The sequence below is a fragment of the Nitrospirota bacterium genome, from assembly GCA_023229435.1.
GTDB lineage: Bacteria > Nitrospirota > UBA9217 > UBA9217 > UBA9217 > JALNZF01.
The window spans coordinates 1-25,031 of sequence record JALNZF010000038.1 but is presented as its reverse complement, the minus strand read 5'-3'; the positions used below and the strand labels follow the sequence as shown (position 1 = coordinate 25,031).

Annotated in this window: 27 protein-coding genes; 7 read left to right on the top strand and 20 right to left on the bottom strand. The window is 51.1% G+C overall.

The window, feature by feature from the left end:
• A partial coding sequence (locus tag M0R70_15650) for a hypothetical protein (GenBank protein ID MCK9420793.1) occupies nucleotides 1–211 on the top strand: 211 nt, incomplete at its 5' end.
• A 26-nt stretch (nucleotides 212–237) separates the two neighbouring features.
• Nucleotides 238–1,473 (top strand): 6-phosphofructokinase, encoded by a 1,236-nt coding sequence (locus M0R70_15645; protein ID MCK9420792.1) that lies wholly within the window; start codon nucleotides 238–240, stop codon nucleotides 1,471–1,473.
• Between the two features lie 133 nt (nucleotides 1,474–1,606).
• On the opposite strand, the gene M0R70_15640 is transcribed toward M0R70_15645, so the two are convergent.
• Entirely contained in the window at nucleotides 1,607–1,888 is a 282-nt protein-coding gene (locus M0R70_15640; protein ID MCK9420791.1) for a hypothetical protein, read from the bottom strand.
• Nucleotides 1,889–1,899: 11 nt separating this feature from the next.
• Nucleotides 1,900–2,454 (bottom strand): DUF4175 domain-containing protein, encoded by a 555-nt coding sequence (locus M0R70_15635; protein ID MCK9420790.1) that lies wholly within the window; start codon nucleotides 2,452–2,454, stop codon nucleotides 1,900–1,902.
• 187 nt (nucleotides 2,455–2,641) lie between these two features.
• Between M0R70_15635 and moaA the strand changes: the two genes are divergently transcribed.
• Both moaA and moaC read left to right on the top strand, forming a co-directional pair.
• Nucleotides 2,642–3,631 carry a GTP 3',8-cyclase MoaA gene (gene moaA / locus M0R70_15630; GenBank protein MCK9420789.1) on the top strand — a complete coding sequence of 330 codons (990 nt, stop codon included), beginning with the start codon at nucleotides 2,642–2,644 and terminating at the stop codon, nucleotides 3,629–3,631.
• Nucleotides 3,632–3,784: 153 nt separating this feature from the next.
• Nucleotides 3,785–4,264, top strand: a complete 480-nt coding sequence (moaC, locus tag M0R70_15625; protein ID MCK9420788.1) for a cyclic pyranopterin monophosphate synthase MoaC — start codon at nucleotides 3,785–3,787, stop codon at nucleotides 4,262–4,264.
• 234 nt (nucleotides 4,265–4,498) lie between these two features.
• On the opposite strand, the gene M0R70_15620 is transcribed toward moaC, so the two are convergent.
• Nucleotides 4,499–5,113, bottom strand: a complete 615-nt coding sequence (locus M0R70_15620; protein MCK9420787.1) for a polymer-forming cytoskeletal protein — start codon at nucleotides 5,111–5,113, stop codon at nucleotides 4,499–4,501.
• Nucleotides 5,114–5,580: 467 nt separating this feature from the next.
• Here M0R70_15620 and M0R70_15615 point away from each other — a divergent pair, with 467 nt between their 5' ends.
• Both M0R70_15615 and M0R70_15610 read left to right on the top strand, forming a co-directional pair.
• Nucleotides 5,581–5,856 carry a DUF134 domain-containing protein gene (locus M0R70_15615; GenBank protein ID MCK9420786.1) on the top strand — a complete coding sequence of 92 codons (276 nt, stop codon included), beginning with the start codon at nucleotides 5,581–5,583 and terminating at the stop codon, nucleotides 5,854–5,856.
• Between the two features lie 34 nt (nucleotides 5,857–5,890).
• Nucleotides 5,891–6,271: a NifB/NifX family molybdenum-iron cluster-binding protein gene (locus M0R70_15610; GenBank protein MCK9420785.1), complete on the top strand. Its 381-nt coding sequence runs from the start codon at nucleotides 5,891–5,893 to the stop codon at nucleotides 6,269–6,271.
• Nucleotides 6,272–6,751: 480 nt separating this feature from the next.
• Here M0R70_15610 and M0R70_15605 read toward each other — a convergent pair whose 3' ends face one another.
• The 15 genes from M0R70_15605 to M0R70_15535 all read right to left on the bottom strand — a co-directional run bounded on the left by M0R70_15605 (nucleotide 6,752) and on the right by M0R70_15535 (nucleotide 20,264).
• A complete protein-coding gene (locus tag M0R70_15605) occupies nucleotides 6,752–7,726 on the bottom strand; it encodes a M48 family metalloprotease (protein MCK9420784.1) in 975 nt (324 codons plus the stop codon).
• Nucleotides 7,727–7,754: 28 nt separating this feature from the next.
• Complete coding sequence (locus tag M0R70_15600; GenBank protein MCK9420783.1) at nucleotides 7,755–7,970, bottom strand: hypothetical protein; 216 nt, start codon at nucleotides 7,968–7,970, stop codon at nucleotides 7,755–7,757.
• 104 nt (nucleotides 7,971–8,074) lie between these two features.
• A complete protein-coding gene (gene nrfD / locus M0R70_15595; protein ID MCK9420782.1) occupies nucleotides 8,075–9,310 on the bottom strand; it encodes a polysulfide reductase NrfD in 1,236 nt (411 codons plus the stop codon).
• Nucleotides 9,307–10,335, bottom strand: coding sequence for a 4Fe-4S dicluster domain-containing protein (locus M0R70_15590; GenBank protein ID MCK9420781.1), 1,029 nt, complete (start codon nucleotides 10,333–10,335; stop codon nucleotides 9,307–9,309). Before M0R70_15590 ends, nrfD begins: the two co-directional genes overlap by 4 nt.
• Before the next feature lie 155 nt (nucleotides 10,336–10,490).
• Complete coding sequence (locus M0R70_15585; GenBank protein MCK9420780.1) at nucleotides 10,491–10,997, bottom strand: cytochrome c family protein; 507 nt, start codon at nucleotides 10,995–10,997, stop codon at nucleotides 10,491–10,493.
• 336 nt (nucleotides 10,998–11,333) lie between these two features.
• Nucleotides 11,334–11,729: a hypothetical protein gene (locus tag M0R70_15580; protein MCK9420779.1), complete on the bottom strand. Its 396-nt coding sequence runs from the start codon at nucleotides 11,727–11,729 to the stop codon at nucleotides 11,334–11,336.
• A 34-nt stretch (nucleotides 11,730–11,763) separates the two neighbouring features.
• Nucleotides 11,764–12,006: a hypothetical protein gene (locus tag M0R70_15575; GenBank protein MCK9420778.1), complete on the bottom strand. Its 243-nt coding sequence runs from the start codon at nucleotides 12,004–12,006 to the stop codon at nucleotides 11,764–11,766.
• A gap of 373 nt (nucleotides 12,007–12,379) precedes the next feature.
• Complete coding sequence (locus tag M0R70_15570; GenBank protein MCK9420777.1) at nucleotides 12,380–14,092, bottom strand: sigma 54-interacting transcriptional regulator; 1,713 nt, start codon at nucleotides 14,090–14,092, stop codon at nucleotides 12,380–12,382.
• Complete coding sequence (locus M0R70_15565; protein ID MCK9420776.1) at nucleotides 14,089–15,654, bottom strand: PAS domain-containing protein; 1,566 nt, start codon at nucleotides 15,652–15,654, stop codon at nucleotides 14,089–14,091. Before M0R70_15565 ends, M0R70_15570 begins: the two co-directional genes overlap by 4 nt.
• Nucleotides 15,655–16,214: 560 nt before the next feature.
• Nucleotides 16,215–16,499, bottom strand: a complete 285-nt coding sequence (locus M0R70_15560) for a helix-turn-helix domain-containing protein (protein MCK9420775.1) — start codon at nucleotides 16,497–16,499, stop codon at nucleotides 16,215–16,217.
• A gap of 4 nt (nucleotides 16,500–16,503) precedes the next feature.
• Entirely contained in the window at nucleotides 16,504–16,818 is a 315-nt protein-coding gene (locus M0R70_15555) for a type II toxin-antitoxin system RelE/ParE family toxin (GenBank protein ID MCK9420774.1), read from the bottom strand.
• Between the two features lie 355 nt (nucleotides 16,819–17,173).
• Nucleotides 17,174–17,788: a hypothetical protein gene (locus M0R70_15550; GenBank protein ID MCK9420773.1), complete on the bottom strand. Its 615-nt coding sequence runs from the start codon at nucleotides 17,786–17,788 to the stop codon at nucleotides 17,174–17,176.
• Between the two features lie 269 nt (nucleotides 17,789–18,057).
• Nucleotides 18,058–18,687, bottom strand: coding sequence for a hypothetical protein (locus M0R70_15545; GenBank protein MCK9420772.1), 630 nt, complete (start codon nucleotides 18,685–18,687; stop codon nucleotides 18,058–18,060).
• A gap of 11 nt (nucleotides 18,688–18,698) precedes the next feature.
• Entirely contained in the window at nucleotides 18,699–19,457 is a 759-nt protein-coding gene (locus M0R70_15540) for a hypothetical protein (protein ID MCK9420771.1), read from the bottom strand.
• Between the two features lie 621 nt (nucleotides 19,458–20,078).
• Nucleotides 20,079–20,264 (bottom strand): hypothetical protein, encoded by a 186-nt coding sequence (locus M0R70_15535; GenBank protein MCK9420770.1) that lies wholly within the window; start codon nucleotides 20,262–20,264, stop codon nucleotides 20,079–20,081.
• Nucleotides 20,265–20,494: 230 nt separating this feature from the next.
• On the opposite strand from M0R70_15535, the gene M0R70_15530 reads away from it, so the two are divergent.
• Nucleotides 20,495–21,817: a Fic family protein gene (locus tag M0R70_15530; GenBank protein ID MCK9420769.1), complete on the top strand. Its 1,323-nt coding sequence runs from the start codon at nucleotides 20,495–20,497 to the stop codon at nucleotides 21,815–21,817.
• A 194-nt stretch (nucleotides 21,818–22,011) separates the two neighbouring features.
• Here M0R70_15530 and rpsA read toward each other — a convergent pair whose 3' ends face one another.
• Together rpsA and rimO are read right to left on the bottom strand one after the other, a co-directional pair.
• Entirely contained in the window at nucleotides 22,012–23,220 is a 1,209-nt protein-coding gene (gene rpsA, locus M0R70_15525; GenBank protein MCK9420768.1) for a 30S ribosomal protein S1, read from the bottom strand.
• Nucleotides 23,221–23,560: 340 nt separating this feature from the next.
• A complete protein-coding gene (rimO, locus tag M0R70_15520) occupies nucleotides 23,561–24,883 on the bottom strand; it encodes a 30S ribosomal protein S12 methylthiotransferase RimO (protein ID MCK9420767.1) in 1,323 nt (440 codons plus the stop codon).
• Between the last annotated feature and the right edge of the window lie 148 nt (nucleotides 24,884–25,031).

The following is a 25,031-nucleotide window of genomic DNA, read 5'->3' as shown; positions in this document are numbered from 1 at the left end:
CGAATCATCCTTGGAGAAAGTATCTGAAACTAAAACGAAGAAACCAGGAACAGCCAATCACTGTTCCCTAAAACCGGACATTTCTATTTTGGTAACAATAGGACATTTCTATTTTGGCTTGACACTGCCGCGTTTCGGGGTTGACAAGTACGCTCTGTTTTGCTACATTTGCGCGGGACTTGGAACGGAAGGGTCAGAAGTAAAACGATAAAAATCTCAAGCGATCAGGAGGCGATCATGGGAGAAAAGCTTGCAATAGTCATCGGTGGGGGACCGGCACCGGGAATCAACGGGGTGATCGCCGCGGTCACATTCGAGGCCATCAAGCAGGAACTGGAGGTCATCGGCATCTACGACGGATTCAAGTGGTTGGCCAAGGGAGATTCATCGCATACTATCCGTCTTGATAAGGGGGAGATCTCACGCATCCATCTCCGCGGGGGGTCGATCCTGCGCACCTCGCGCGACAACCCCACCAAGAGCCCTGAAAAGATGGCCAATGTGGTCAAGACCCTGAACAGCCTCGGCATCAAGTACCTGGTGACCATCGGTGGAGACGACACGGCCTTCACAGCCACCCGGGTTGAACAGGAAGCGGGCGGCAAGATAGCGGTCTGCCACGTGCCCAAGACCATCGACAATGACCTTCCGCTCCCGCACGGCATCCCGACCTTCGGGTTTGAGACCGCGCGCCAGCTCGGCACCCAGCTGGTCGAGAACATCATGGAGGACGCCCGCACCGCGAGCAGGTGGTATTTCGTTATCGCCATGGGCCGCTCCGCGGGGTTCCTGGCGCTCGGCATGGGTATGGGCGCCGGCGCCACGCTCACCCTTATCCCTGAAGAACTGGGCAACAAGATCTCGCTGAACAAGGTGATCTCCATTCTCGCGGGAGCCATCATCAAGCGGCTTTCCCTCGGCAGGACCCACGGCGTGGTCGTGATCGCGGAAGGCGTTGCCACGCGTTTCGATCCTGAAGAGCTGACCTTCCTGAAGGATGTGCCGCGGGACGACCACGGCAACATCCGTCTGGCGGAAATCCCGCTCGGCGACCTGCTGAAGCAGCGGGTGATGGCGGAACTGGACTCGCTGGGACTCAAGACGACCATCATCGCCAAGGACATCGGCTATGAGCTTCGCTGCCAGCCGCCCATCTCCTATGACCGCGAATACTCCCGTTACCTGGGCTACAGCGCGGTGAAATTCCTGACCTCGGGCGGCACCGGCGCCATGATCATGCTGAAAGACGGCAAGAACATGCCGATCAAGTTCGCTGATCTGATAGACCCCAAGACAGGCAAGACGCGTGTCCGTATCGTGGATATCAATTCCGATGACTACCACATGGCGCGACGGTATATGATACGGCTTGAGAAGGAAGACATGGAAGGCGAGAAACTCATAAAACTCGCGGCAACGGCAAAGATGAGCCCCGCGGATTTCAAGAAAAAGTTCGGAGTGGCGGTGGAATGATGAACACCCGTGATAGGTGATAGGTGGGTGGGAAATGATTCGCGAACACCTTGTGAGGGGCTGCATCTGCTCCTCACTTTTTTATTTCTGTTTATTCATTACTCATTACTGATTACTCATTACGTCTTTCCAACTACAGCGGGATCCTCTTCTCCCGGGCGATGTTTCTGAGTATGATCATGGCATTGTGCAGGCGCTGGAGCTTCATGTTCCTTGTTCTAAGGATAACCATATTGGTAAAATCCGTTTTCTCGTTCCTCGTGCTGGTAAGCGCCTTGTTCAGATGATCGTATAGTTCCTTGACCATGTCCTTGTCGAATTTTTTAAGAAAAAGAGGGTTCACCGAAACGTAGCCTTCGGCGACATCGATGGCGACCACCCTCATGCTTTTGCCTCTGAATCCGCTCTCCGCCATAATGACCGCCCCTATTTTTTTTCACACGCTTTGATCGCTTTTTCCAGGAGCTCCTGCGTCGCGCGCAGGTCCTCAACGTGCTTCTGAATTTCCTCCAGGGCCGCGCCCTGCCGGACTTTTTCCCGGAGCGCCTCGATGGCCGCAAAAAGGTCCTGGGCGGTTTCCCGGATCAGGGCATGGGAGCTCCTGCTGTGATCACACAACCGGCTGACCGCCTTACCCAGGTCCTTCAGCATGGGATCGTCCGAACCCCTCAGTCTGAGGGAAATATTGGTCTCTCCCTCCACCAGCTGCTCGAGGATCCTGCGTATCCGCTGCATGGGACCGACGAAAGTATGGGAATACATCGTGCCGACAATGCCGACGAAGAACAGGAGGGTGACCAGCGCGACAGGGAGAAAAACGGGAAGTTGCAGGATCTCGGCGAGTTTCTGGAAAACCTTCAGGAGAAAGGTGTAGGCGCCCAGGACAACGAGAAGAAAGATGATAAACCGGTATTGCGGGTCCGCTGCGCTCAGATGACCCTTGCCCCTGCCTAACAGTTGTCTTTTCCCGGTCGTCGGCATAAACTCTCCGCACCATAAAAATACTTCACTGCCCTCAGGACATTCCAAGCGATCACACCGTGAGCAGAACCGCTACAATTTGATTATACTAATAACGGGACGGCCGGTCAAGGTCATATTTGTCCGGCACATAAACCGGAATGAAATATCCCTTGAAGAACATGCGGCACTATGGTAAAGTTGCCGCATGCCGCTCTGCGACCCTCATAAACGGCTCATCGACTATCTCCGGATATCCATCACCGACCGGTGCAACCTCTCCTGCTTCTACTGTAAGCCCCGCGCCGGGATGAAGACGCTGCCCCACCATGAGATACTCTCCTATGAAGAGGTCCTCCGGCTCGTGGCCCTTGCCGTGCCGCTCGGGATCTCCCGCGTGCGTGTGACCGGCGGCGAGCCTCTGGTCAGGCGCGGCATCATCGATTTCATCGCATCGCTCAATAGGCTCGCAGGAATAGAAGACATCAGCATCACCACGAACGGCGTGCTGCTCGAGGAGATGGCGGACGGCCTTATCAAGGCCGGGAAACCGCGACTCAATATCAGCCTGGATTCGCTCGATCCGCACACGTTCCGGAAGATCACCGGCAGCGACAACTACGACCGGGTATGGCGCGGAATCAATCGGGCGGAGAAACTCGGATTTTTCCCGCTCAAGATCAACATGGTTCCGGTCAGGGGCATGAACGATGCCGAGGTGGCCGACTTTGCGCGCCTCACGCTCGACCGGAGGCTGCATGTTCGGTTCATCGAATACATGCCCATCGGCGCGGATGATCGCTGGCGCAGGGATTCCTGCGTTCCCTCCAACGAGATCCGGGCAATCATCGAACGCGAGGTCGGGCCGCTTAAACCGTTCTTCTCGGAGAATTCCGCGGGCCCTTCGGACAACTACCAGCTCCCCGATGCCCGCGGGGTGATCGGGTTCATCAGCCCCATCACGCGGCATTTTTGCGGGTCCTGCAGGCGCCTCCGCCTCACGGCGGACGGGAAGATCAGGCCCTGCCTGCTTTCAGACACGGAGATAGACGTGAAGTCGCCCCTGCGCAGCGGGTGCGATGATGCGGAACTGGAACGGTTGTTCAGACTCGCGCTCGAGATCAAGCCGGACAGGCATTATCTCAATGAAACCGGACCGGGTTGCTTCCAACGGACCATGTCAAGAATAGGAGGATAAGAAGCACAAAATTCCAAATCCCAAGCACCAAATGACAAATACCAAATAAAATTCAAGCATCAAAAAACAAAATTCCAAACGTTTCGGAAATTGTGATTTTGAATTTGGATATTATTTGTAATTTGGGATTTGAAATTTGGAATTTCAACTATTATGGCTAAACTCACTCATTTCGACAAAGACGGCGCCGCGCAAATGGTGGACATTACCGCCAAAGATGAAACGGCCCGGGAAGCGGTGGCGGAAGGCCGCGTCATCATGCAACCCGAGACGCTTACGCTTATTCTCGACCGCAAGGTCGTCAAAGGCGACGTCTTTTCCGTGGCGCGCATTGCAGGCATCATGGCCGCAAAAAGAACGTCCGAGCTCATCCCCCTCTGCCATCCGCTGAACGTTTCGTCCGTCAACATGGACTTCGAGCCGAACAAGGAACGATCCTGCGTCCTGATCCGCGCCACGGTCAGAATCTTCGCGCGGACCGGTGTGGAAATGGAGGCGCTCGCCGCCGTCGCCGCCGCGGGCCTCACGATCTACGACATGTGCAAGTCAACGGACCGCACCATGACTATTTCCGACATCCGGTTGATGAAGAAATCGGGCGGCAAGACAGGGACGTTTGTAAGGGAAAAGTGACGGAACCACAGGGAGTCATGTGGCCACTGACAATGCAGAGTGCGGACAACATTGGGGACATCCTATCGTCCCCAATAAAGCTCCCTCACAAACGAAACAAGGCAAGCCATTCGGCCTGCCTTGTTTGATCACACTATCGTCAGTTTTCCCGCTTCTCCGGAGCCATCCTCTCCGAACCAAAAGCGGGGCTTCCTTTCTAAACAAATCTGACCCTGAATGTTCTCTCTCCTGCTCCTAAGACGAGAAGAAACCTTTCCTCGGCTTCGGCTCCTTGGACAAGAAGAAACTTTTCTTCGGCTTCGGCTCCTCTTTTTGTTCTGGTGGTCGTTCCGACCCGGACATCCGTTCCCCTTCGGCACGAGTGACCTTGCCTTCCATTTTCGCACCCTTTTGAATACAGAGCGTCTCCTTGTATAAAATCTCCCCCTTGCCTCGCGCGGCGGCCCCGAGCTCCACCTCGTTGCTCTCAAGGCTGCCGGTGAACTCACCGTTGATGTGGATCTTGTCTTTTGCCTGGATCTTGCCGCCGAGAAACTTGCCGGTTACCTTCACGTACCCTCCGGCGCTGATATTCCCTCCGCTCATTTCGCCTTCGATCTCGACGCTGCCGCCCCTGGCATCGATGTTCCCCTTGCATGTGCCTTTGATGAAGATGCTTGCATTGTTCTCGGCAGTGATATTCCCCTCGAGGTCGCCGTTCATCTGCAGGTCCTGGCTGACGACCATGTTGCCGGTAACCTTGCTTCCCTTGAATATCGTGTTTATTCCCTGCTCGTCGGTTTTAACGGCACCCGCCACAATATTCTTCTCCGCTACCTTGACCTCGATCATCTCTTCCTGTTTTAGCATCTTGTATCCTCCAATCTCCGTATTTGACCGGACGGCCGGATCCACCGCCATATCATGCAAACCTGCGTCATACAAGGATCCTGCCTGTTCTTTCAAGATAAGAGTATAGGATTGAGAGATAATAATATGTGATCGATATCACCTTTCGGATCATATTAAATAGAGACCCCTGAGGGGCAGGTATCGTTTCATGTCATCTCAATAAAAAGGCGAGGTAAAGAAGCCAATGGCACAAAAGTACGGCCTGTTGCCCAAACCGATTGTGTGCTTCGACAGGCTCAGCACGAACGGAAAAAGTTCATAATATCAAAAGCTATACCGTTCGCCCTGAGCTTGTCGAAGGGTGAAAGGGGTTTGGGCAACAGCCCGGGTAGACCTGAATGTTTCTTATGAATAAACGCTTGACAGTAACCGGCATGCCTGTTACTATTATGTGCATATGCACAATATGACGGAGAGGGGCAAGCATGTCGCCGAGGTGTAAAAAGCCGCGAAACTGCAAATGCACGTTTAAAGGCAAGGCGTTCAAACCCACGTGCGTTCCGATGACCGAGCTCGAGCAGGTGCCGCTTTTGCGTGAAGAGCTTGAGGCGCTGAAGCTCTGCGATCTTGACGATCTAACGCAGGCGGAGGCCGGCGTCAGGATGGGCGTGTCACGGGGGACCATTCAGAGAATACTCACCCTGGCAAGGAAGAAGGTCGCGAAAGCTCTCAGCAAAGGCCAGGCAATCGTATTTGAATAAAAGCAGCATAAATCATACCAGGGAGGAACATGACATGAAGATCTGTTTTCCGGTCCAGAATGATGATGGGATAGAGAGCACGGTGTATAATCACTTTGGCTCAGCGCCGGTATTTGTCGTTTTCGACACAGCCACGAACAGCGTTGCGTCGATCAATAATCGAGACCAGCACCACTCGCATGGCGCATGCAACCCGATGAAGGCGCTCGACAACCAAAAGGTCGATGCCATCGTCGTCGGCGGGATAGGCGCGGGCGCGCTCACGAGGCTGAACCAGATGGGGATCACGGTGCATCGCTCACAGGGAGTGACAATACGGGAAAATCTTTCTCTTTTCCAGGCTAAAAGCCTTCCCGTGCTGACGGTCCAGGGCTGCTGCGGCGGCCATAGCAATGACGGGGGCTGCGCCCATTAAAGAACTTTACAAAGCAATATCGTAACTATTCAGTACATCTGAACCCAAAAAGGTGTTACACCGGATAGAACTCTTTTTATCCGCAGATTTCGCAGATGGATGCAGATTTTAAAAAATAAATCAGGTTCGATTTAATCTGTGAAATCTGCGTAATCTGCGGACAATACTTTGACCTGAGTAGTTACGCAATATCTTTAATTTTGAGTCACGTTTTTGGATTGACAACCTTAATCCTCTCCCCTGATGGGAGAGTAAATAATAAACTCCCTCGCCCCAATCGGGGAGAGGGCCGGGGTGAGGGGGGATTTTTGCATGACTCATCGGCATGAGGCAACGCCTCGCCAACCTGTCATCGCAGGAACAACTCCAGGATGATCAACGGCAGCCAGTTAAACATCTTTATAACGAGGATAAAGATGACGATCACCACCGGTATATAGAATAGATTCAACAGCTCCCGTGATATGTTTTTTGACATATTCATACGATGTAATAGTTTATAACCACGATCGTCAGCATCGTGAATGCGAACTTCAACCAGGGCAGACTTACCTGCTGACTTGCTTTTCGCTCAAGCCTTTCCACCCTGGCCTTTATCATCATGTTCGTGCCGCTGACTGCCGCTGTTTCAAGCACAGTGGAATTACCGATCCCCTCTTCCGCAATATAGAATCTCTTCAGCGTGTCGGCCAGGACCTGAGGTTTACCGGTCCAGAAGGCGGCAATGTCGTCGCATATCTTTTCTTCGTCCAATGACGCCGCCTTGAACGCGAAGAGCATTACCGGGTTATAGAACATCAGAAGCCGGATCAGCATCAGCAAGGTGAGAAAATGGCTGTTGTTCCTGATCGCATGGGCAACCTCATGTCCCAGGGCGGCCTTCAACTGATCATAGCTGAGAATCCTGAGGAGCCCTGATGTTAATACTATCGCGGGCTTCGGACCGGTTAAGGTGGTGAACAGGACCTGATCGTTGCTCTCAATGACATAATCGTCCAGCAGGGGGGCGTGCAACTCGCGAAGGATGCGCTTTACCGGGCTCTGGACAGCTGCATTAACAGGATACGTCTCCTTTTTCGACTGGACCCATTGTATTGTCAACATGATCAGTTCCTGGCAGGCAAGAACCAGTAAGGCGCCAATGACCAGTGAAATGAGCACCAGACTGACCGGGACCATGCCCCACTGAGCAAGGTCAAGCCATCGGGAGGAGTCGAACAACGCGGACATTCTAAAGGAGGCATTTCCCCTGATGGGATTAAGCAGATAATAGACCGGGAATGAAACGAGCGGGAGCAGGATCACGAGAGAACGGAACTTCTGCACGATCAGAGGGTTCTCGATCTTCCATAGTCTGACAAGGGCGCCCACCAGCACGGCTGCCGTGAGTGAATGAAAGAAAGATTGAACAATATAGTTGCCGACATATGAGTTTAGAAAACCATGGATATCCATGTGTGACCTCTCCCCGGTCATCAGTGTCTCATGAGCTGCATTTTATTACAGAAGCAATTTGCCCGCCTGCGATTTCGATCACGAGCGAACCAAAGAACCGTTCGCTGGTCACTGACTTAAGCACCGTCAGAAGCTCCTCTATCTCCCCTGCGTTATACAGTCTGTAACGGATCAGGGACGCGATAATCTGACAATTACAATCGGTCCGCTCGGTCTTGCAAAGACTGCACTTGTCGCAATTCATTCCCCGAAATCTCCTTCATGTGGCTTTGATGTTTGTTTAAATCCGCATGAATTAAAGACCTTCTTTGTGTCTTAGTGCCTTCGTGGTGAAAGTTTTCTTTCCATTTAATGCTGTTCCTGGTAGCTCGCGTCCTGACGAATGACCGGCATTCTGTTCACGATCCATCGGAAGACCAATATATGCAGCGTTGCAACCGCCGCTACCATGGCGAACTCCTGCCACGGCGGAACGATATGATGCAGGTGATTCGGCAGGTTCCAGTTAAAGGCCACGATGGATATGTTGAGCCTGTTCACCAGAACGCCGATGACGGCGAAAAAGGCGCCGAACCGCACAATGCCGACACGTGCATGCTTGATCCCGTAGCTCAAAACTACGGCGGGAAGGATTACGAAGCCCAGGAGTTCAACGAGGAACCAATACCCGTACGGCGTTGCGAGAAGCGCCCAGTTGTTGTCATGTGCCAGGGCGATCAGCTTCAGCGAGAAGTAAACGTAGATCCCGAACACGGCCCCCTTGCCCAGTCCGAGCGTAAGACGGTCCAGGCTGCCGAGAAATGTCTCGTCCGCCCTGTGGCTGAGGTACTTTGCCGAGAGCGTACTGACGGCGATCGTCATGACCAGCGCCGCGTAGATGCTCGATATCAGGTTAAGGATGGGGAGGTATGTCGAATACCACAGCGGGTGGAGCTTGCCCGGCGCGAGCAGGAACATGGCCCCGAGCGCCGACTGGTGCAGCGTAGAGAGAATGATGCCCGCGATCGTCATACCGACGGTGATCCTGAGCGCCCACTGGCGGACCCGCTTCGATTTGAGCCACTCCAGAATGACCGGGCTGAATTCGAGTATCTGGACCGTGAGGTAGGTCGACACATGCCAGGCCACCAGAAAGAGGACGGAGGCTGTTCCGAAACCCATGGTCATCGGATAATAGATGCGCCACGGCCTGCCGAGGTCGATCAGAAGGTAACACGCGGCGAAGAAATAGCCGAGGAGCCCGATCAGGACGCCGAGCCGCACAAGCGGGCCGTAGTCCTTAAATCCGAAAATATAATAGGCTGTTGCCATGACGAAGCCCGTGGCCGAGAGCGGAACTCCGCCGAAAAGGCCCCACCCGAGCAGAAGCCCCCAGGGATACTCGTTGGATGCATGGGTCGCGAACGCAAGCCCCTGTATGAAGCGGAGGGCGATGACCGGAAGACCGATGCTCAGGATGATCGCCGCTATGACGTTGAACGGAGTGATCAGGCTCCGGGTGTAATCCTGCACCGACATTCCCAGCCGAAGTTTCTCAATGAAGGTGGTCGGCAAGGTCTCTGCTTTTGCGAGATATTGGCTCATTTCTTTTCCTCCGTTTTTTTATGATCCGCTTCGTTCTTCGATCCGTTTTTCCCATGCTGCGTCGCGGCGTAGAGCATGCCGAAGAAGGCGGGCCAGATAGTGAACACGAGGGGAACGCTCGAGAGGAACCCTTTCGTATTTTCAAGCATCGGGGTCTTCTGGATATTCGTCGGGAACCCGTAGTGTTCGAAGGGCACGCCGGAAATGTAGAGCCAGCTCGTTCCTCCACCCTCGAATTCTCCGAAAATATGGTCCACGTACTTGTCGGGATTTTTCACGATCCGTTCCCGCGCGAGCTTGAGCAGATCGCTGCGCTTCCCGAAGGTAAGCGCGCCCGTGGGGCAGGCCTCCGAACACGCCGTCGGGCGGCCCTGCTTCACCCGGGGATAGCACATGGTGCATTTCGAGATGCGGGGCTCCAGGGCGCTGTTATAGTCATAGGCCGGGACATAGTAGGGACAGGCGACCATGCAGTACCGGCAGCCGAAACAGAGATTCACGTCATAGGTAACAGGGCCCTCCGGCGTCTTGGTGTATGCATGGATGGGACAGGCGGTGGCGCATGCCGGTTCGTCGCAATGATTGCACTGGATCTTCCGGTACAGGGGTTTGTCGGGGTCTTTGGGGTTCGGGAAGCGGTTCACCACCGTATAGGCATCCACCGTCGGTCTGCGCACTTCATCAAAAACGGACTGGTCGTCAAAGGGCACCTTGGGGGCCGGCAGCTCGTTTTCCTTATTACAGGCCTCTTCGCAGCTGCGGCATCCGACGCATGCGGTCAGATCGTACAGCACGCCGTAGCGGCCCGGGGCGCCGCTGAATTCTGTGGCGCTTGCGGTTTTTGCCTTTGAGGTGAGGAAGGCCGCCCCGAGGGCTCCGCTGATCGCCGCGAACGTGCCCATGAATCTTCTCCGGGTAAAGTTCAGGCTGTCGCCCATCTCGCCGGGTCCGGATTTTTTCCGATCGTCGTCGGTCTTCGCGGGCATCAGGCCGCAGACAGAGGGCTTGTTATTGTTCTTATCCATAATTAATGATTCCTCCCTGTTACAACGGTTTTCTGTATTCCCGTTCGCGGGGTGTGATTCACCCCGTTAGAGAAAGCCGCCACGCCTATGGCGTGGTTGATATTCTGCATTTACAGCTTGTGGTATAAAGCCATACTCGGTTAACGATAGAGAACTTATTCTCTAACGGGGTGAACCTTCGAGCTCGACTGCAGTTCACGCTTGTCATGACACATGGCGGCGCAGGCCTTGGGATCAACGCCCACATCGGCCATGCCGAGGTGGCACTGAAAACACTGGCGGTGATAGGCGACCTTGAGTCCCGGCATCCCGGGGGACGCGGGATCATAAACGCCGTGGCAATTTTTGCATGCCATGAAACTTCCCGTGACCGATCCCCTGAACGAAGACGCCGCGATGCGATGGCATTCATGACAGGGCGAACTTGCGTTGTTCCCATGCTGATGATGACACTTTCCGCAATCACCGGCGATGCCAATGTGTTTCTCGTGGTTGAACAGTACGGGCTCATATTTATTGACCAGACTGTCCAGTTTGACGATTCCCGGGGCAACAGCCGAACCCGATGCCGCAGACGGCGGTGATCCGGTTTCGGCGTTCGCTGAGGGTACGACAACCAGGATAAATCCCAACAACACAGCGACTATGAAAATATCTTTCATGCTATCCGTTCCTCCTTAACATGCATTGAAGCTCCCGGAAGCAAGTTCACGGGGACCTTCGATTCTTACGGTAACAATACAGTAACTGTTTAGGTCAATATGTTATCCGCAGATTACGCAGATTTCACAGATTAAATCAAATCTGAATTGTTTTATTTAAAATCTGCGTCCATCTGCGAAATCTGCGGATAAAAGGATTTTTCTCTGACGTAAAGTTTATCCGTGTTCAGATGTGCTGAATAATTACAAAATTCAATCGTGTTCGTTCGCTGCGCTTGCTCCGGAATTCAGGAGAGGAGCGCTGTTCTCTTTGGCGCCCTTACCGCAGCGGTCCTGTCACTTCATCCCGGACTGCTTGTTCCTGTCTGCGTCCCGCTTTTTGGCCTTCTTTTGACCGGTGAGGTACGCTTCCATCGGACGCCAGGAAAGCGCGGCGCTCCCTCCCGCCATCCTCAAAAACCCGTCTTTGAGGGCCGTGGCAGCGGCAGCGGCAAAGTTAAACGGGAGGGAGATCAGATAAACGAGCCCCATGAACGGAGCGGCTAGAAGGGTGGACAGATTGAGCCCGTGTTCCTTCACGTATTTGATGTCCTCCCGGTATGCATCCATGAGACTCTTGAAAGGTTTCGCCTTCAGGATCTCAGCGAAGAGGATGAAGCTGGCAATGGCCGCGATGGCGATCAGGTACTCGATCCCTTTTACTCTGGTGGTGAAATCAACAAGTGTATTCATGTTCCGCCTCCTTCATAAAATTTAAAAAAACAAATTACCGGTTATCCCGCTTGCTCACGACAGGGCGGGTTGTGTTTACTGGTTCTTCTCCGGGGCTGCTGCGCGAGAGCCGTATATACTGCATCTTCCTGACCGGGATGATCTCTCCGGACTCAAACTTGATCAACAGCTTGCTGAAGAATTTGTTTCCTCCCAGTTCTCTCAGCAGGGACATCAGCTTGGCCATCTTTTGTGTTTGCGTTTCCTGGATATTACTTACTCTCTCTTGACTGATCACTTTGGTTCTCCCCTTTTTGGGAAAGAATACTACTTGTTCCTCTCTCATCGATATCTGTTGTTCCTCTTCCATTTCATATTTCTCGTTAGAAGTCATTAACAAACCCCTCTGTTTGGTTTTCTTTGCGTTCGCAGCCTGCCCTCGACCTGATCGGGGGCGGCTTTGCGCGAACAACTGCCGTTTTTAGGTTGATCCGCTTGTTGCATCTACATGCATATTAGCAATATCCGCGCCAAGAGACCGGAATGCTGATGAAGGTATTGATTACGGGCAGTTACATTTTGGGAAGGGTCAGGGGAATTACATCAGAGGGGATGCGTATGTGACTTGTCACTGTGGCAGTCACAGTAGCGGGTGTGACTGCCACACTTTATTATTTTTTTATTTTCCGCTTGATCCCGAAGGTCTTCATCTTACGGTAAACCGTACGGCGGTCGACACCGAGCAGGTTGGCTGCTCTCGATATTTTCCATGCGGTCTTTTCCAGGGCATCTTCGATCGTCTCGCAGCTCAAGACGCCCTTTTCTGTCCGGGTCGGAATGGTTTGCCCGCCTTTATAGGCAGTTATGGCGACGGGAAGGTGTTCCGCGGTGATGCTGTCCCCATGACAGAGAATGAAGGCGTGTTCCAGCGCATGCTCCAGCTCCCTGGCATTGCCGGGCCAGGGATAATTCATCAGCAACCCTTGGGCTTGTTCCGTGAGTGCTACCACTACTTTGTTAAACTTCCAGTTCAATTTCTTCAGGAAATGCTCCACCAGCAGCGGGAGATCGTCGAGCCGCTCCCTGAGAGGAGGGATGGGGATCTCGATCACATTCAGGCGGTAATAGAGGTCTTCCCGGAACTCGCCAAGATGCACCCGCTCGCCGAGATTCCGGTTGGTCGCCGCGATGACCCGGACGTTGATCCGTATGGGGGTTGAGTCTCCAACCCGCTCAAATTCCATTTCCTGAAGTACCCGCAAAAGGTTCAGCTGCATCTTGGGCGAGATGTCACCGATCTCATCCAGGAAGATCGTCCCGCCATTGGCCTTCTGAAAGCGGCCGATCTTGTCGCTCACGGCTCCCGTGAAAGCGCCTTTGACATGACCGAAAAGCTCGCTTTCCAGCAGGCTCTCCGATAAGGCGGCGCAGTTGACCTTGACCAAAGGTCCCTGGCTGCGCGGTCCAATGTGATGGAGCGTCTCGGCCACCAATTCCTTGCCCGTGCCGCTTTCACCGGTAATGAGCACGGTGGTTTGAAAGTCCGCCAGGTTCTCGATCAGGGAATAGATCTTCTGCATCTTCGCGTTCTGGCCGATGATATGATAAAATTGCCGGCGATCATTCAGGTTCTTCCCGAGAGCGGCCAGGCTCGTTACATCCCTCAACACCAGGACCGCGCCGGAGAATTTGCTCTCCTGCTTCACGAGTGGAGAGGCGCTGAGGGAGATCACCTGCGCCGGATGATCAGGACAGCGGCATTCAAGGCGCGGAAACTCGATCGGTTCCTGTTTTTTGATCGTCCATTGAAGCATTTCAAGGACCTTTCCCTCACATAATGCCGGCATCGAAGCAAAGCTTTGACCGATGGCCGCCTTTCGGGAAACTCCACAGATCCTCGCCGCCGCGCCGTTCATCTCGACGATCCTCAGTTCCGTATCAACCATGATGATCCCGTCCTTCACGCTCCTGAAGATCGCCTCAAGGTTGGACCGGATCCGGGTATTCTCATCCACGACCCTCTTGAACCGGAGGGCCCGGAGGGCCGCGTCCAGCAGCAGGTCCTTCTCCACGGGTTTTGAAATATAGTCGAACGCGCCCAGGCGGATCGCCTTCGATGCCGTCTCAAGGTTTGGCGCTCCGGTGATCATCACGACCGGAATGTGCACATCCATCTTCTTGACCTTTTCAAGCAGATCTATCCCCGTTTTCCCTCCGAGGAGAATATCCGCAAAGATAAGATCCGGCGCCGCCTCCTGTATTTTACCCAGCGCGTCGTTATAATCCGATGCCGTCGCCACCTGGTATCCCGCTCCCGCGAGAAAACTTTGAAAAGTGACCCGGATGCTTTTCTCATCATCCACGACCAGAATATTGGCGCTCATGGTTTTCCTTTTTCTTTCCTTGGTCCGGGGAGACAATTCCCGGCCTTCTTCATCGGCGCGGTCCGCGCTTTCTTGCATTTGACCGGCAACTCAATGATCACGGAGGTATATTCGCCTTCCTTGCTTTCGATCTGCATTCTGCCTTTATGATCACGGATGATATTATAACTGATGCTCAGCCCCAGGCCCGTCCCCTGACCTGCCGGTTTTGTTGAAAAGAACGGTTGATATACTTTGTTTAAGATCGTGTCGGGGATCCCCGTACCCCGATCGCGGAAGATGATGCGAAAATACGGCTGGCCGTCTCTTCTGATCTTTTTTCCGCTGATCTCAAGTATCTTGTCTTCATGCATATCGGGATATTTCTTATTTAACGCGTACAGCGCGTTCGTGATAACGTTCAGGAAGACCTGCTGGATCTGATTGGCGATCCCATTGACCGGGAGCGGGCTCTCGGCGAGATCTATCTTCAGCTGCACGCCGTTTGTTTCAAGAAGTTTTTTGCTCAGCGAAAGGGTATTGTAAAGGACTTCGTGCAGGCAGATGCAGATCAGTGTCTTATCCTCGCTTTTGGCCCGAGCAAAGGACAGCAAGGTGTTGACGATCTTGGCGATACGACGGCCTTCTCTCATGATCTCGTTGGGAATAAGAGGATCGCAGTTGCCGGCCTGGCTCTTGTCCGCAAGCATCCGCGCGTAGTTGATAATGCCGTTGATCGGATTATTGATCTCGTGGGCCACGCCTGCGGCCAGTTCGCCAAGGGACGCCATGTGCGCGGCATGGATGGTTTCGGCCCGCAGTTTGATCTCGTCGGTGACGTCCCGGTAGATCATGATGATCTTGTTCACTCTGCCCTGATCGTCCTTGACCGGAAAGGCGTCCGACGCCCATATCCGGCCATCCTCGGAAGCGATCTTGCCGCTGGTCGGCTTTCCGGTACGAATACAGCTTAAGGCATGGCATTCTTCGCAGGGTTTCCCCGCGTGCTTCAACAGATCAAAGCAGTATTGTCGACTCGAGTCGGAAATGGAAAAACCCATCAGATCATTGACGTATTTATTGGCCCAAATGATCTTCAGGTCGGGAGAAAGCAATAGAATGGCGTTATGGATCGTATCGAGAAGGGTATGATATTCCTGCGGGAGTATCGGGTACTGTCTTACATTCTCCAGCAGGCCCTCCTCAGCCCGCATGCTTTCCGTGATGGGCTCGAACAACCCCAATACGTAAGGTGTTCCCTTTTTGTCCGTTTGCGGGAGCATCTTTACCCGCAGGAACCCGTCCTTAAAAGGCCTTTCGATCATGCAAACCTTTTTAGAATTGAAACTGTCCCCTTTTTTACAGAAAGAACAGACCTTTTCCAGACCTTTCCTTCCAGGATCATCGGCATATTCACCGATGATCTCATAACACCGCTTTCCTAATAGTTCCTTTTCGCTCCTACCCGTCAGTTCAGCGAAAAGATCATTGACCCAGATAAATCTGAATTTTGCGTCGAGGCAGGCACTACTGAGCGGAAGGTCGGACAAGCTCACATTTAATTTGGCATTTTCGGTCAGCATATCAAGTCCTTTCTTCCAAACCGCGGTAGAAGAGCGTGACAACCGGCGCTGCGTTAAACGAGCGGATCAAGACTTATAAAAAAAATTTATACAAATATATATACAGAAAGAACATTCTTTAACGATGCAAGAATACTCTAATACCTTTTTTTATCCATTACAAGAGATTATTTGTGCGGGGGAAGTGACGGAACCACAGGGAGTCCTGCGGCCAAAAACAAGGCATCGTGCAAAATTACGATAGCACCGGAAGCCGTTCTATCGGATTCAAGCATTTTGCGCATATTCCGGAAGATAGCTGACAGTCATGCCGCTTCATTCCGGTGATTCCGGGTAATCTTCCACCCAACGACCTCTGAAATCGTACTTATCGCCAGGCAGTACATACTTTAATCCGAAAATTAGTATCGTGCCGCGCGGGCAGAGTTTGTCACCTACACCTACTACTGTACAGTCGAGAGTGATTGAAATAATCAACGAATATGGGTTGAAACTTGAAGAACAACGAGTTGAGCCCCGCGCTGCAGAGCGCGGGACTCGAACGACTTGTTAACTCGTGTCTATGCGGCTCTTTTAAGGCTGATACGCATGCCTGCCTTTGTTGCAAGGGCGATAAGCATTTCAAGGCTGAACTTTTCCCATTTACCTCGTATGAGGTCTGAGACCCGGGACTGACTGACGCCAAGGATCTCTGCCGCTTTTGCCTGTGTCAGTTTCTTGTTTTTAATGAACTTCCGAAGATCAGCCATGATCTCAGAACGCATCTGAAGAATTGCGGCTTCCTCAGGGGGAAAACCGAGATCAAGAAACACGTTGCCGGAAGATTTGATAATAGGTTCTTTCATAATACTACCCTCCAATTTGCTTGAATCGCTTGCGAGATAATTCAATATCGTGTTGATTCGTTTTTTGGCTCTTCTTTTGAAACGAATGGAGAACATATACTGCATCCTCGAACTTTGCCACGTAAATAATGCGCCATTCTCCCAGAACATGTATACGGATTTCCTTGACCCCGCGACCTATGCTTGGCATTGGTTTCCAATCGGCTGGCTCAAGTCCGCATTGAACGGAATATAATTCAAAGCCCGACGCTTTGCGAGCTTCATCCGGGAAGTTCCGGAGGTCGTCCAAGCTTGAGCCTATGAAGTTTAGAGGTATGATAATCACTTTTGTATTATATAAGTTTTTATATATTATGCAAGCATTATTTGGGAAGAGATATACGTGATAACGGCTGGAGCGGCCCTGGCCTAAAAAGGCGAAAATATTACGCCGTACTTAGTCCGCCACTTGGTAACTTTATTGTATTTATCCTTTAGCGTAACGAAAAACGGATCTTTCGAGAAAAGAGATATGAGGATGATAAGAGGAAACGATACTATCCACAGCACTGGGAAAAGCACAACCTACCAAATGATTGTAAATAATATTTTTACAATAAAATGCATTTGTCAGGCTCCGTTAATAACGAGTTCACACACCGCGAAGTGGTCGGCGTGGAACGACTTGTTAGGCCTTAACGTTCCGATTGAAAACTATCTACCTGTCCGTATTTTGCAATCAAGAATGCATCCACGTCTGCATCAGGTTTTCTTTTTGTCTTATCAATTGTGTAACTTGTTTTTGTCTTTGCTTTGATATCATACACATCTACAAACGCCTCATCGGATTCAATACCATATACGACGAATGAAAAGTCAGAGAGCCAAAAGGTGCCATAGATAGAACCTTCTGTGCCCGTTGCCCGCACCCGATAAGACTTCTTCCCCTTTATGTCGCGGAGGTCAACGAAAGCATCAGGATCTGCACCTGTTACTATCTTCCGGCCATTTATTATCTCAAACAAGAAATTAGGAGTGAACTTCAGAAAATAATCTTTTGTCTTGTTGCAAGGGCTGTCGGAAAAGCATATATCGTCGGTACTCACAAGACTTTGAGCGTATTGATTTTGTAATAAGAAAACATCTGTTGCATTCTTTAGGAGAGTGCTACCTGGAACGAAAAAGTAAGTTACAAAGGTCTTGACCTCAGCGTTGTCGGCAATGACATCCTCGCTCGTTTTCCTCGTGCAAGAGAATAAGACAAGGCATATTAAGAAAAGCATTACCGTTAGCAACGTTTTAGAATTCATATGCATAGACCTAATGCCGGAGCTGAGCCATGCCCCGCAGGGGCATTGGTTTCGAGCGTCTGGTTCTCGCGGCGTTTTATGCCGCGGTTTACAGACGTATGGCTCAGCTCCGGCATTCTCGCGGCGGTTCCCAGCCGGGAGAATCGCGCGGGTGAGGGGCGCACAGTTCAGCGCCCCTCTCGACCCGCATTGTTGGAAATTCAAGCACGAAGATAAAAACCTTCTTCCTCTTTCTGCTGCGTCATAGGGCATCGTTTTGTTATGCGTCGCTATTTTATAGCCTGAGACCACCACTTTGTCGTCATTATTCCTTCATACGCTTTTCGGAAGTGGCCTTCTACTGCTCTTTGAACGCACTCCTTTGCCATCTCCTTCCCACCAAACAACGGTCGGTAAGGCTCACAGCTGTGTTGCCCTATAAATGTATTCACATAGAGCGTCTTTCCTCCACTGTCTACAACTGACCACTTAATCGAAATCATGAAATCAAGCACCTGGTTGAAGTTTTCTTGAAGAAGATGAAGCCGCATACTGGTTACAACCGGCGTTATAATTACATCCACACTCTTAAGATCACAAGGCATGTTAGTAACATTTCTTTTGTCAACTATGACAATATTTGACATTCGCTTAACCATAAGTTCAGCGTTTCTTGTTAATGAGTCATTCATATGTACAACTAAACCTCCCCGCGGGGTGCTAGGCAAATCAATATTGTCAATGCTTGAATCTAAGCACAAACCAATTCGCAGGGGAATCTTTTCAGTGTCTTTGGGGTATGTTACATCATAATTGTTTGGGATATTCGCATGAATAGTACATGCAGAAGTCATCGCAGCAAGAAATACTAAAAACAGCAATCTGGCGATACTAATCCGCATTCTAATAATTGCCAACATAAGTCCTCCCACTATTTTTTTAATTTGATCTCAAAAGATATGTATTGTTCTGACTGTACATCTCTTATTGTTGCTTTGATAGTTTTGCTTGCATCAATAGTATCTTTAGGAGTGAACGGGAAATAGATGAAACCCTGATGTGATTCGCCCGGATATACAGTCCTGTCAACAAATTCTCTTCTTGAGATGCTTTCACTCACTAATATCGAGTCGTTTATTCGCTGGTCACCAGAATTCAACAAAACTACAACAGCAGGTAGCAACAGTGGCACCGCTATCGGTGGCGCAAAAAAAAGCGCTCCTGCCATTGCTGTCTTTTCTGCGAACATATCATTAGCCCCTTTAATAACCTCGCAATTTACATAATCATGGTCCTTTCGACGTTGAATAGGATAACTATCGGGTTGAATATCTGATGCAGATTCCAGTTTGTTCGTGGATATAGCAAAACGCATTTTTTCGATAAGGAAAGCTTTGCTACTGTGCCTGTTTTCTATAGATACTAGAACAGGAAGAATGCCTGCCGAGATTAAATCTGCGCCAAAGGCTTGTTCGAGTTTATCAGTCTCTACGAAAGGATCCACACATAATCGCAAATCAGAAATACTCTCTTGAAGTTCCGTGCGATCGCACACTCTGCCTGTCAATTCCTCATAATGCCTCACCTCCGGTATGCAGCCTTGAGCACTCATGGCAATGACAAAGAGGGCCACAGCAAGTAGAGTAATGCTACTATAGTGCGTTAGCAATCTCAGGCGCATAACTTTCATTTCATCATCTCCTTAAATTGGACCCCCTCTGTTATATAACAAGGGGATGACTAGCCCCCCTCGTTAATACCGAAAATTAGTTATTAGCTAGTCCCCTTGGTAAACCCGGATTTTCGGAGTTAGCTAGTTTAGCAATGATTATGCCACATTGGTTCATATATTAATGACGAATATATTCTTGATTCCGGGAATTGTCAACGATGTTGATTGGGCATTTTTAGAGTAGTGGTAACGAATTCAAGTTGTAATTTGATGAGTTTCAAAAGATGGCAACTTTAACACCTACAGGAAGAAGTTATTGCTTGAAAACTATATCATAATATGCGTGATACAAACAGAATTATTTGTCACCTGATGAAGCGATCTTCCCCGGAAGGTTTCGTCGAAATGATTGGTAGATCATTATTAAACACTTCATTACTCTTCTCTCATGCTTGCCGCCATATCGTTGAATCTGCCTGTTGACTCTGTTGCCGGCGATACATCCCGGCACCCCCCTCACAAACGAAACAAGACAAGCCATTCGGCCTGCCTTGTTTGATCACACTATCGTCAGCTTTTCCTGCTTCTCCGGATCCATCCTCGCCGAATCAAAAACAGGGCTTCCTGTCCAAACAAACCTTACTTGTCTTTTTGCTCTATCTTCTTCTTCAACTCGTCCCCCAGCGTCCCCAGGTTCTGGGGCTCTTCCGTCGCCTTCTGATTATAGTCCTTCATCGTTGCGGCTTCTTCATCCTCGGAACGACGGAGATCGGCGGAGGCGAGTGAAATTCTTCGCTGTGACCGGTCAACCGCTTCCACCTGCACCTATACGCGCAGACCGTCCTTCAGCATCTCGGCCGGTTTGCACTCGGGTTGCTCTATCCTGGATTGGATTCATCAACACCGTCAATTACTAATTTGCTACTAATTGCATTTATATTAGTATTTGCTTGACATTTCTTTAGTGATAATATAAATTATATTAGTTTTTATAGTATAGTACAAATACTAATTTTATACTAATTAATATAAATTTAGTATTTGGAGGCGCCATAGTGAAACCACCTGAAAATGCACCGGTATTTAGCATGGAAACGCTGCCACTGACACCGGATATCGCAAGCAAACTTAGTGGAGTAATTAAAAAGGCAAACAGTGACTATCTGTACTGGGACGAATTTAAATATATTTCCATGCCGAATGAGATTCCATCTGAACAAGCTTGGATACTGCTAAAAATGCACAGGTCGCTTCAGTCGAAGGCCATTTCTCTTGCCGATTCAAAAGGGAAATCTTTTTCATATTGGCTTCCGGACTGTGTTCTTCGGGACAGCCATTTCATCGATCAACAGGCAGGGGGATCGATTCTCGTAGATGAGCCATCGGTGCACTCTGAAGAGAAACGGCGATATATGATTCGGTCGCTGGTTGATGAAGCGATATCGTCGAGCCAGATCGAGGGCGCTGCAACCACACGCGTCGTCGCAAAAGAAATGCTGAGAACAGGCAGAAAACCAAAGGATCATTCCGAGCAAATGATTTACAATAATTTTCAATCCATGCAGATGATAAAAAAGCATCTGCAAGAACCTCTTACCATTGAATTACTGCTGAACATTCACTCGCATATGACAAGGGACACGCTTGAAAATCCTTCATGGGCGGGAAAGTTCAGGTCCTCTGCCGATGACAAAATATACGTGTTTGATAACGACGAGCAAACAGTGCTTCATGAGCCTCCGGATGCAGGCAGGGTCCCTGAGTTAATGCAAAAGCTTTGTGATTATGCCAACAGCGATGGTGAAGATGAATTTGTCAATCCTATAATCAAGGGAATTCTGCTTCATTTCTGGCTGGCTTACGTGCATCCCTTCATGGACGGAAACGGCCGTACTGCACGGGCGCTGTTCTACTGGTATATGCTGAAGCACGGATACTGGTTCTTTGAATATCTTTCCGTGTCTACCGCCATACTAAGCGCGCGGGCACAGTACTACCGATCGTTTCTTTATTCCGAAATAGATGACAACGATGTAACGTACTTTATCGTGTACAATCTGAAGGCAATCCATAAATCCATCGAGATTCTTAATGTTTATATCCAAAGGAAACAAAAAGAAAAAAAACATGCATATCGTTTTGTGTCTCAATATCCTTCTTTGAATTCCCGGCAGAGAACGCTCCTTACCAGTGCAGTCGAGAAACCGCAAGAATTATTTACGATTGAAACACATGCAAATATCCATGGAGTTACCTATCAAACAGCACGAACGGATTTGCTCGGATTAAAGGATTTAGGATTGCTTACAATGAGAAAAGAGGGTAAGAAGTTTGTATTTACACCGGCAGCAGACCTTGCGAAAAAATTAGACGGGTAAATGAGATGTTGCTGTATCGTTGAACCTGCCTGTTGACTTTGTTGCCTGCGATGCATCCCAGCAAAGTCCCCTCATAAACGAAACAAGGCAAGCCATTCGGCCTGCCTTGTTTGATTACTCTATCGAAAGTTTTCCCTGCTTCTCCGGATGCATCCTCTCCGAACTAAAAACAGGGCATCCTGTCCAAACAAACCTTACTTGTCTTTTTGCTCCGTCTTCGCCTTCAGCATATCTCCCAGCGTCCCCAGGTTCTGAGGCTCTTCCGCCGCCTTCTGCTTATAGTCCTTCATCGTTGCGGCTTCTTCATCCTCGGTACGACGGAGATCGGCGGAGGCGAGTGAAATCCTTCGCTGTGACCGGTCAACCGCTTCCACCTGCACTTCCAAGACCTGTCCCTCCTTCAACACTTCCCGGGGATGATTTATCCTCTTGGTTGCGGTTATCTTCGAGATATGGATGAGTCCGTCCACGCCGTCCTTCAGGGTGACGAACGCGCCGAAGTTGGTAAGGCGCGCGACCGTCCCGGTATGAAATGAACCGATCGGATAGGTTTCCTCAACAAGGTCCCACGGATTGGGCAGTGTGTCTTTCAGGCTGAACGAATAGCGATCATTATCCCAATCCAGTTTTATGATGATCACCTCGACTTCCTGGCCGACCGAAAGAATATCGTTTACTTTCTCGATGCGTCCCCAGGCCATTTCCGAGATCGGCAATAGTCCTTCCACGCCGCCGATGTCCACAAAGGCGCCGAACTTCTGAATGGAGGTCACCTTCCCCCTGACCTTCGCCCCTTCGGCGAGCGACGCTTTCAATGCCTCTTTACGTACCTGCTTTTCCTGATCGAGGATCGGCTTCCGGGACACGACGATGTTTTTTCCGCCTTCGCTGTGCTCCACGATGTGAAAGGTCATTGACCTGCCGATGTAATCGGCCGGGTTCTCGTCACGCCGGAGTCCCAACTGGGAAAAAGGACAGAAGGCCCGGACGGTGCCGCCGATCTTCACCTCATACCCGCCTCTGATCTCCCTGGCGATCGTGCCCTGGACCGGTATCTTGTTTTTCCACGCATCTTCGAGCTGGCTCTCTTTATCCGGACCCGACCCGATCTTGGTGGTAAAATGCATCTCGTTGTTTTCCGAGGACATAAAATACGCGCGGATCCGGTCGCCTTCCTTGACGGTCAGATTCCCGGCCTCATCGGCGAGCTCGCTCTTCTCGAGATAGCCCTCGCCCTTGCCGCCGAGATCGAGAAAGATCCAGTCTCCCGAGATCTTGACGATCGTGGTTTCGACCATCTGTCCCGGCTCAAGCCTGTCGCGCTGCACATAGCTCTTTTCGAACATGTCGGAGAAGCTTTCTTCACCGCCTGCTGCGTTTGCCGCCTTATCACTGGTCTCCATAAGTGCCCCTTTCCGTCTTTGTCATTCTCTATCCGCAGATTACGCAGATTTTATTCTAAGGTAATTGAAGCATGTATGAATGATGCATTCGAAAAAAAGTCGTTCTCACACAAAGATCACGGAGATCACAAAGAAAAACTTTAATAATTTCAATATGCCTTTCTTCGTGTCTTTGTGGCTTCGTGTGAAAAATTGACTTCTTACGAGATCATCATGAATAAACACATCGGTTTTCTGTTGTGTTCCTGTGATGCTATATCATCACGCCGACAGAGGACAAAGATTCCGATTTTTTTAAATCTGTGCAATCTGTGAAATCTGCGGATAAAGGCATGTCCTCTTATACGTCTTTCGCTGTTCCCATCAGATCATACTCCGTGGCATCGATGATCGTCGCCTCGATGAACTCGCCGGGCTCCGCCTCGGTCTCGGAGAGATACACCAGCCCGTCGATCTCGGGCGCCTGGGACTGCAGCCTGCCGATGAGCGCCATGTCCTCCATGCCGTCGATGAGCACCCTCCGCGTCGCGCCGATCAAGGCGCGATTCTTCTTGAGCGATATCTTCGCCTGGGCCTTCATGATCCGGTCGAGCCGGGCCGCCGCTGTTGCCGCCGGGATCCGCGAGCTCAGGTCAAACGCCGCCGTGCCTTCTTCAGGGGAATAGGTGAACACGCCGAGGTGCTCGAATTCCACTTCCTTGATGAACGAGAACAGCCGCTTGAACGCGGCATCGGTCTCGCCGGGAAAACCGACGATAAGCGACGTGCGAAGCGCGATGCCGGGCACCCGCTTTCTGAGCTGTTCGATGGTCTTCCGGATATCTTCCGACGTCCCGCGCCGGTTCATCGCTGCAAGCACCTTGTCGTCATAGTGCTGGATCGGGATGTCGAGGTACTTGCAGATCTTCTCTTCCTCCGCCATGACCGTCATCAGCGAAGTGCTGATCCTGCCGGGATACGCGTACATCAGGCGCACCCAGGCGATCCCTTTGATCCGCGTCAGTGCCTTCAGGAGCTTCGGGAGATCCGCCTTGCCGTCCCGGTAAGCCGTGGAATCCTGGGCCAGGAGTACCAGTTCCTTCGCGCCCTCGTCCGCAAGCCTGCGCGCCTCGTCCAGGATGGACGCATACGGACGGCTGGTGAAGTTCCCCCGGATGAGGGGAATGGCGCAGTAGGAGCACCGGTTGCCGCATCCCTCGGCGATCTTGAGATACCTATAGTGGGCCGGCGTGGTGCTGATGCGGGGAAGACCGTAAACCATCGTCGGCCCGGTTATTTTCAACAAACGTTCCTTGCCCAAGAGCGCCTGTTCGCAGATCTCGCTGATCCGGCCGATCTCTCCCGTGCCGATCACCACGTCGGCCTCGGGCAGCTCCCGCAATAGGTCCTCTTTGTACCGCTGAGCAAGACAGCCGGCGATGATGACCTTTGCGCATTTCCCCTGTTTCTTCATCCCCGCGGCCTCGAGGATCGCCGCGATGGATTCCTCCTTGGCCGATTCAATGAACCCGCAGGTGTTCACCACGATAATGTCCGCTTCGGTCTGCTCGGACGTTATTTCGAAACCGGACCCGGCGAGCATGCCGAGCATCTGCTCGGCATCCACCTGGTTCTTGGGACAGCCGAGGCTGACCATTCCTATTTTATATGGTTTCTTTGTCACTCGTTGCAATCAATCATGAGGAATGCCTTACATCGACGGCCTGTTGCCCAAACCGATTGTGTGCTTCGACAGGCTCAGCACGAACGGAAAAAGTTCATAATATCAAAAGCTATACCGTTCGCCCTGAGCTTGTCGAAGGGTGAAAGGG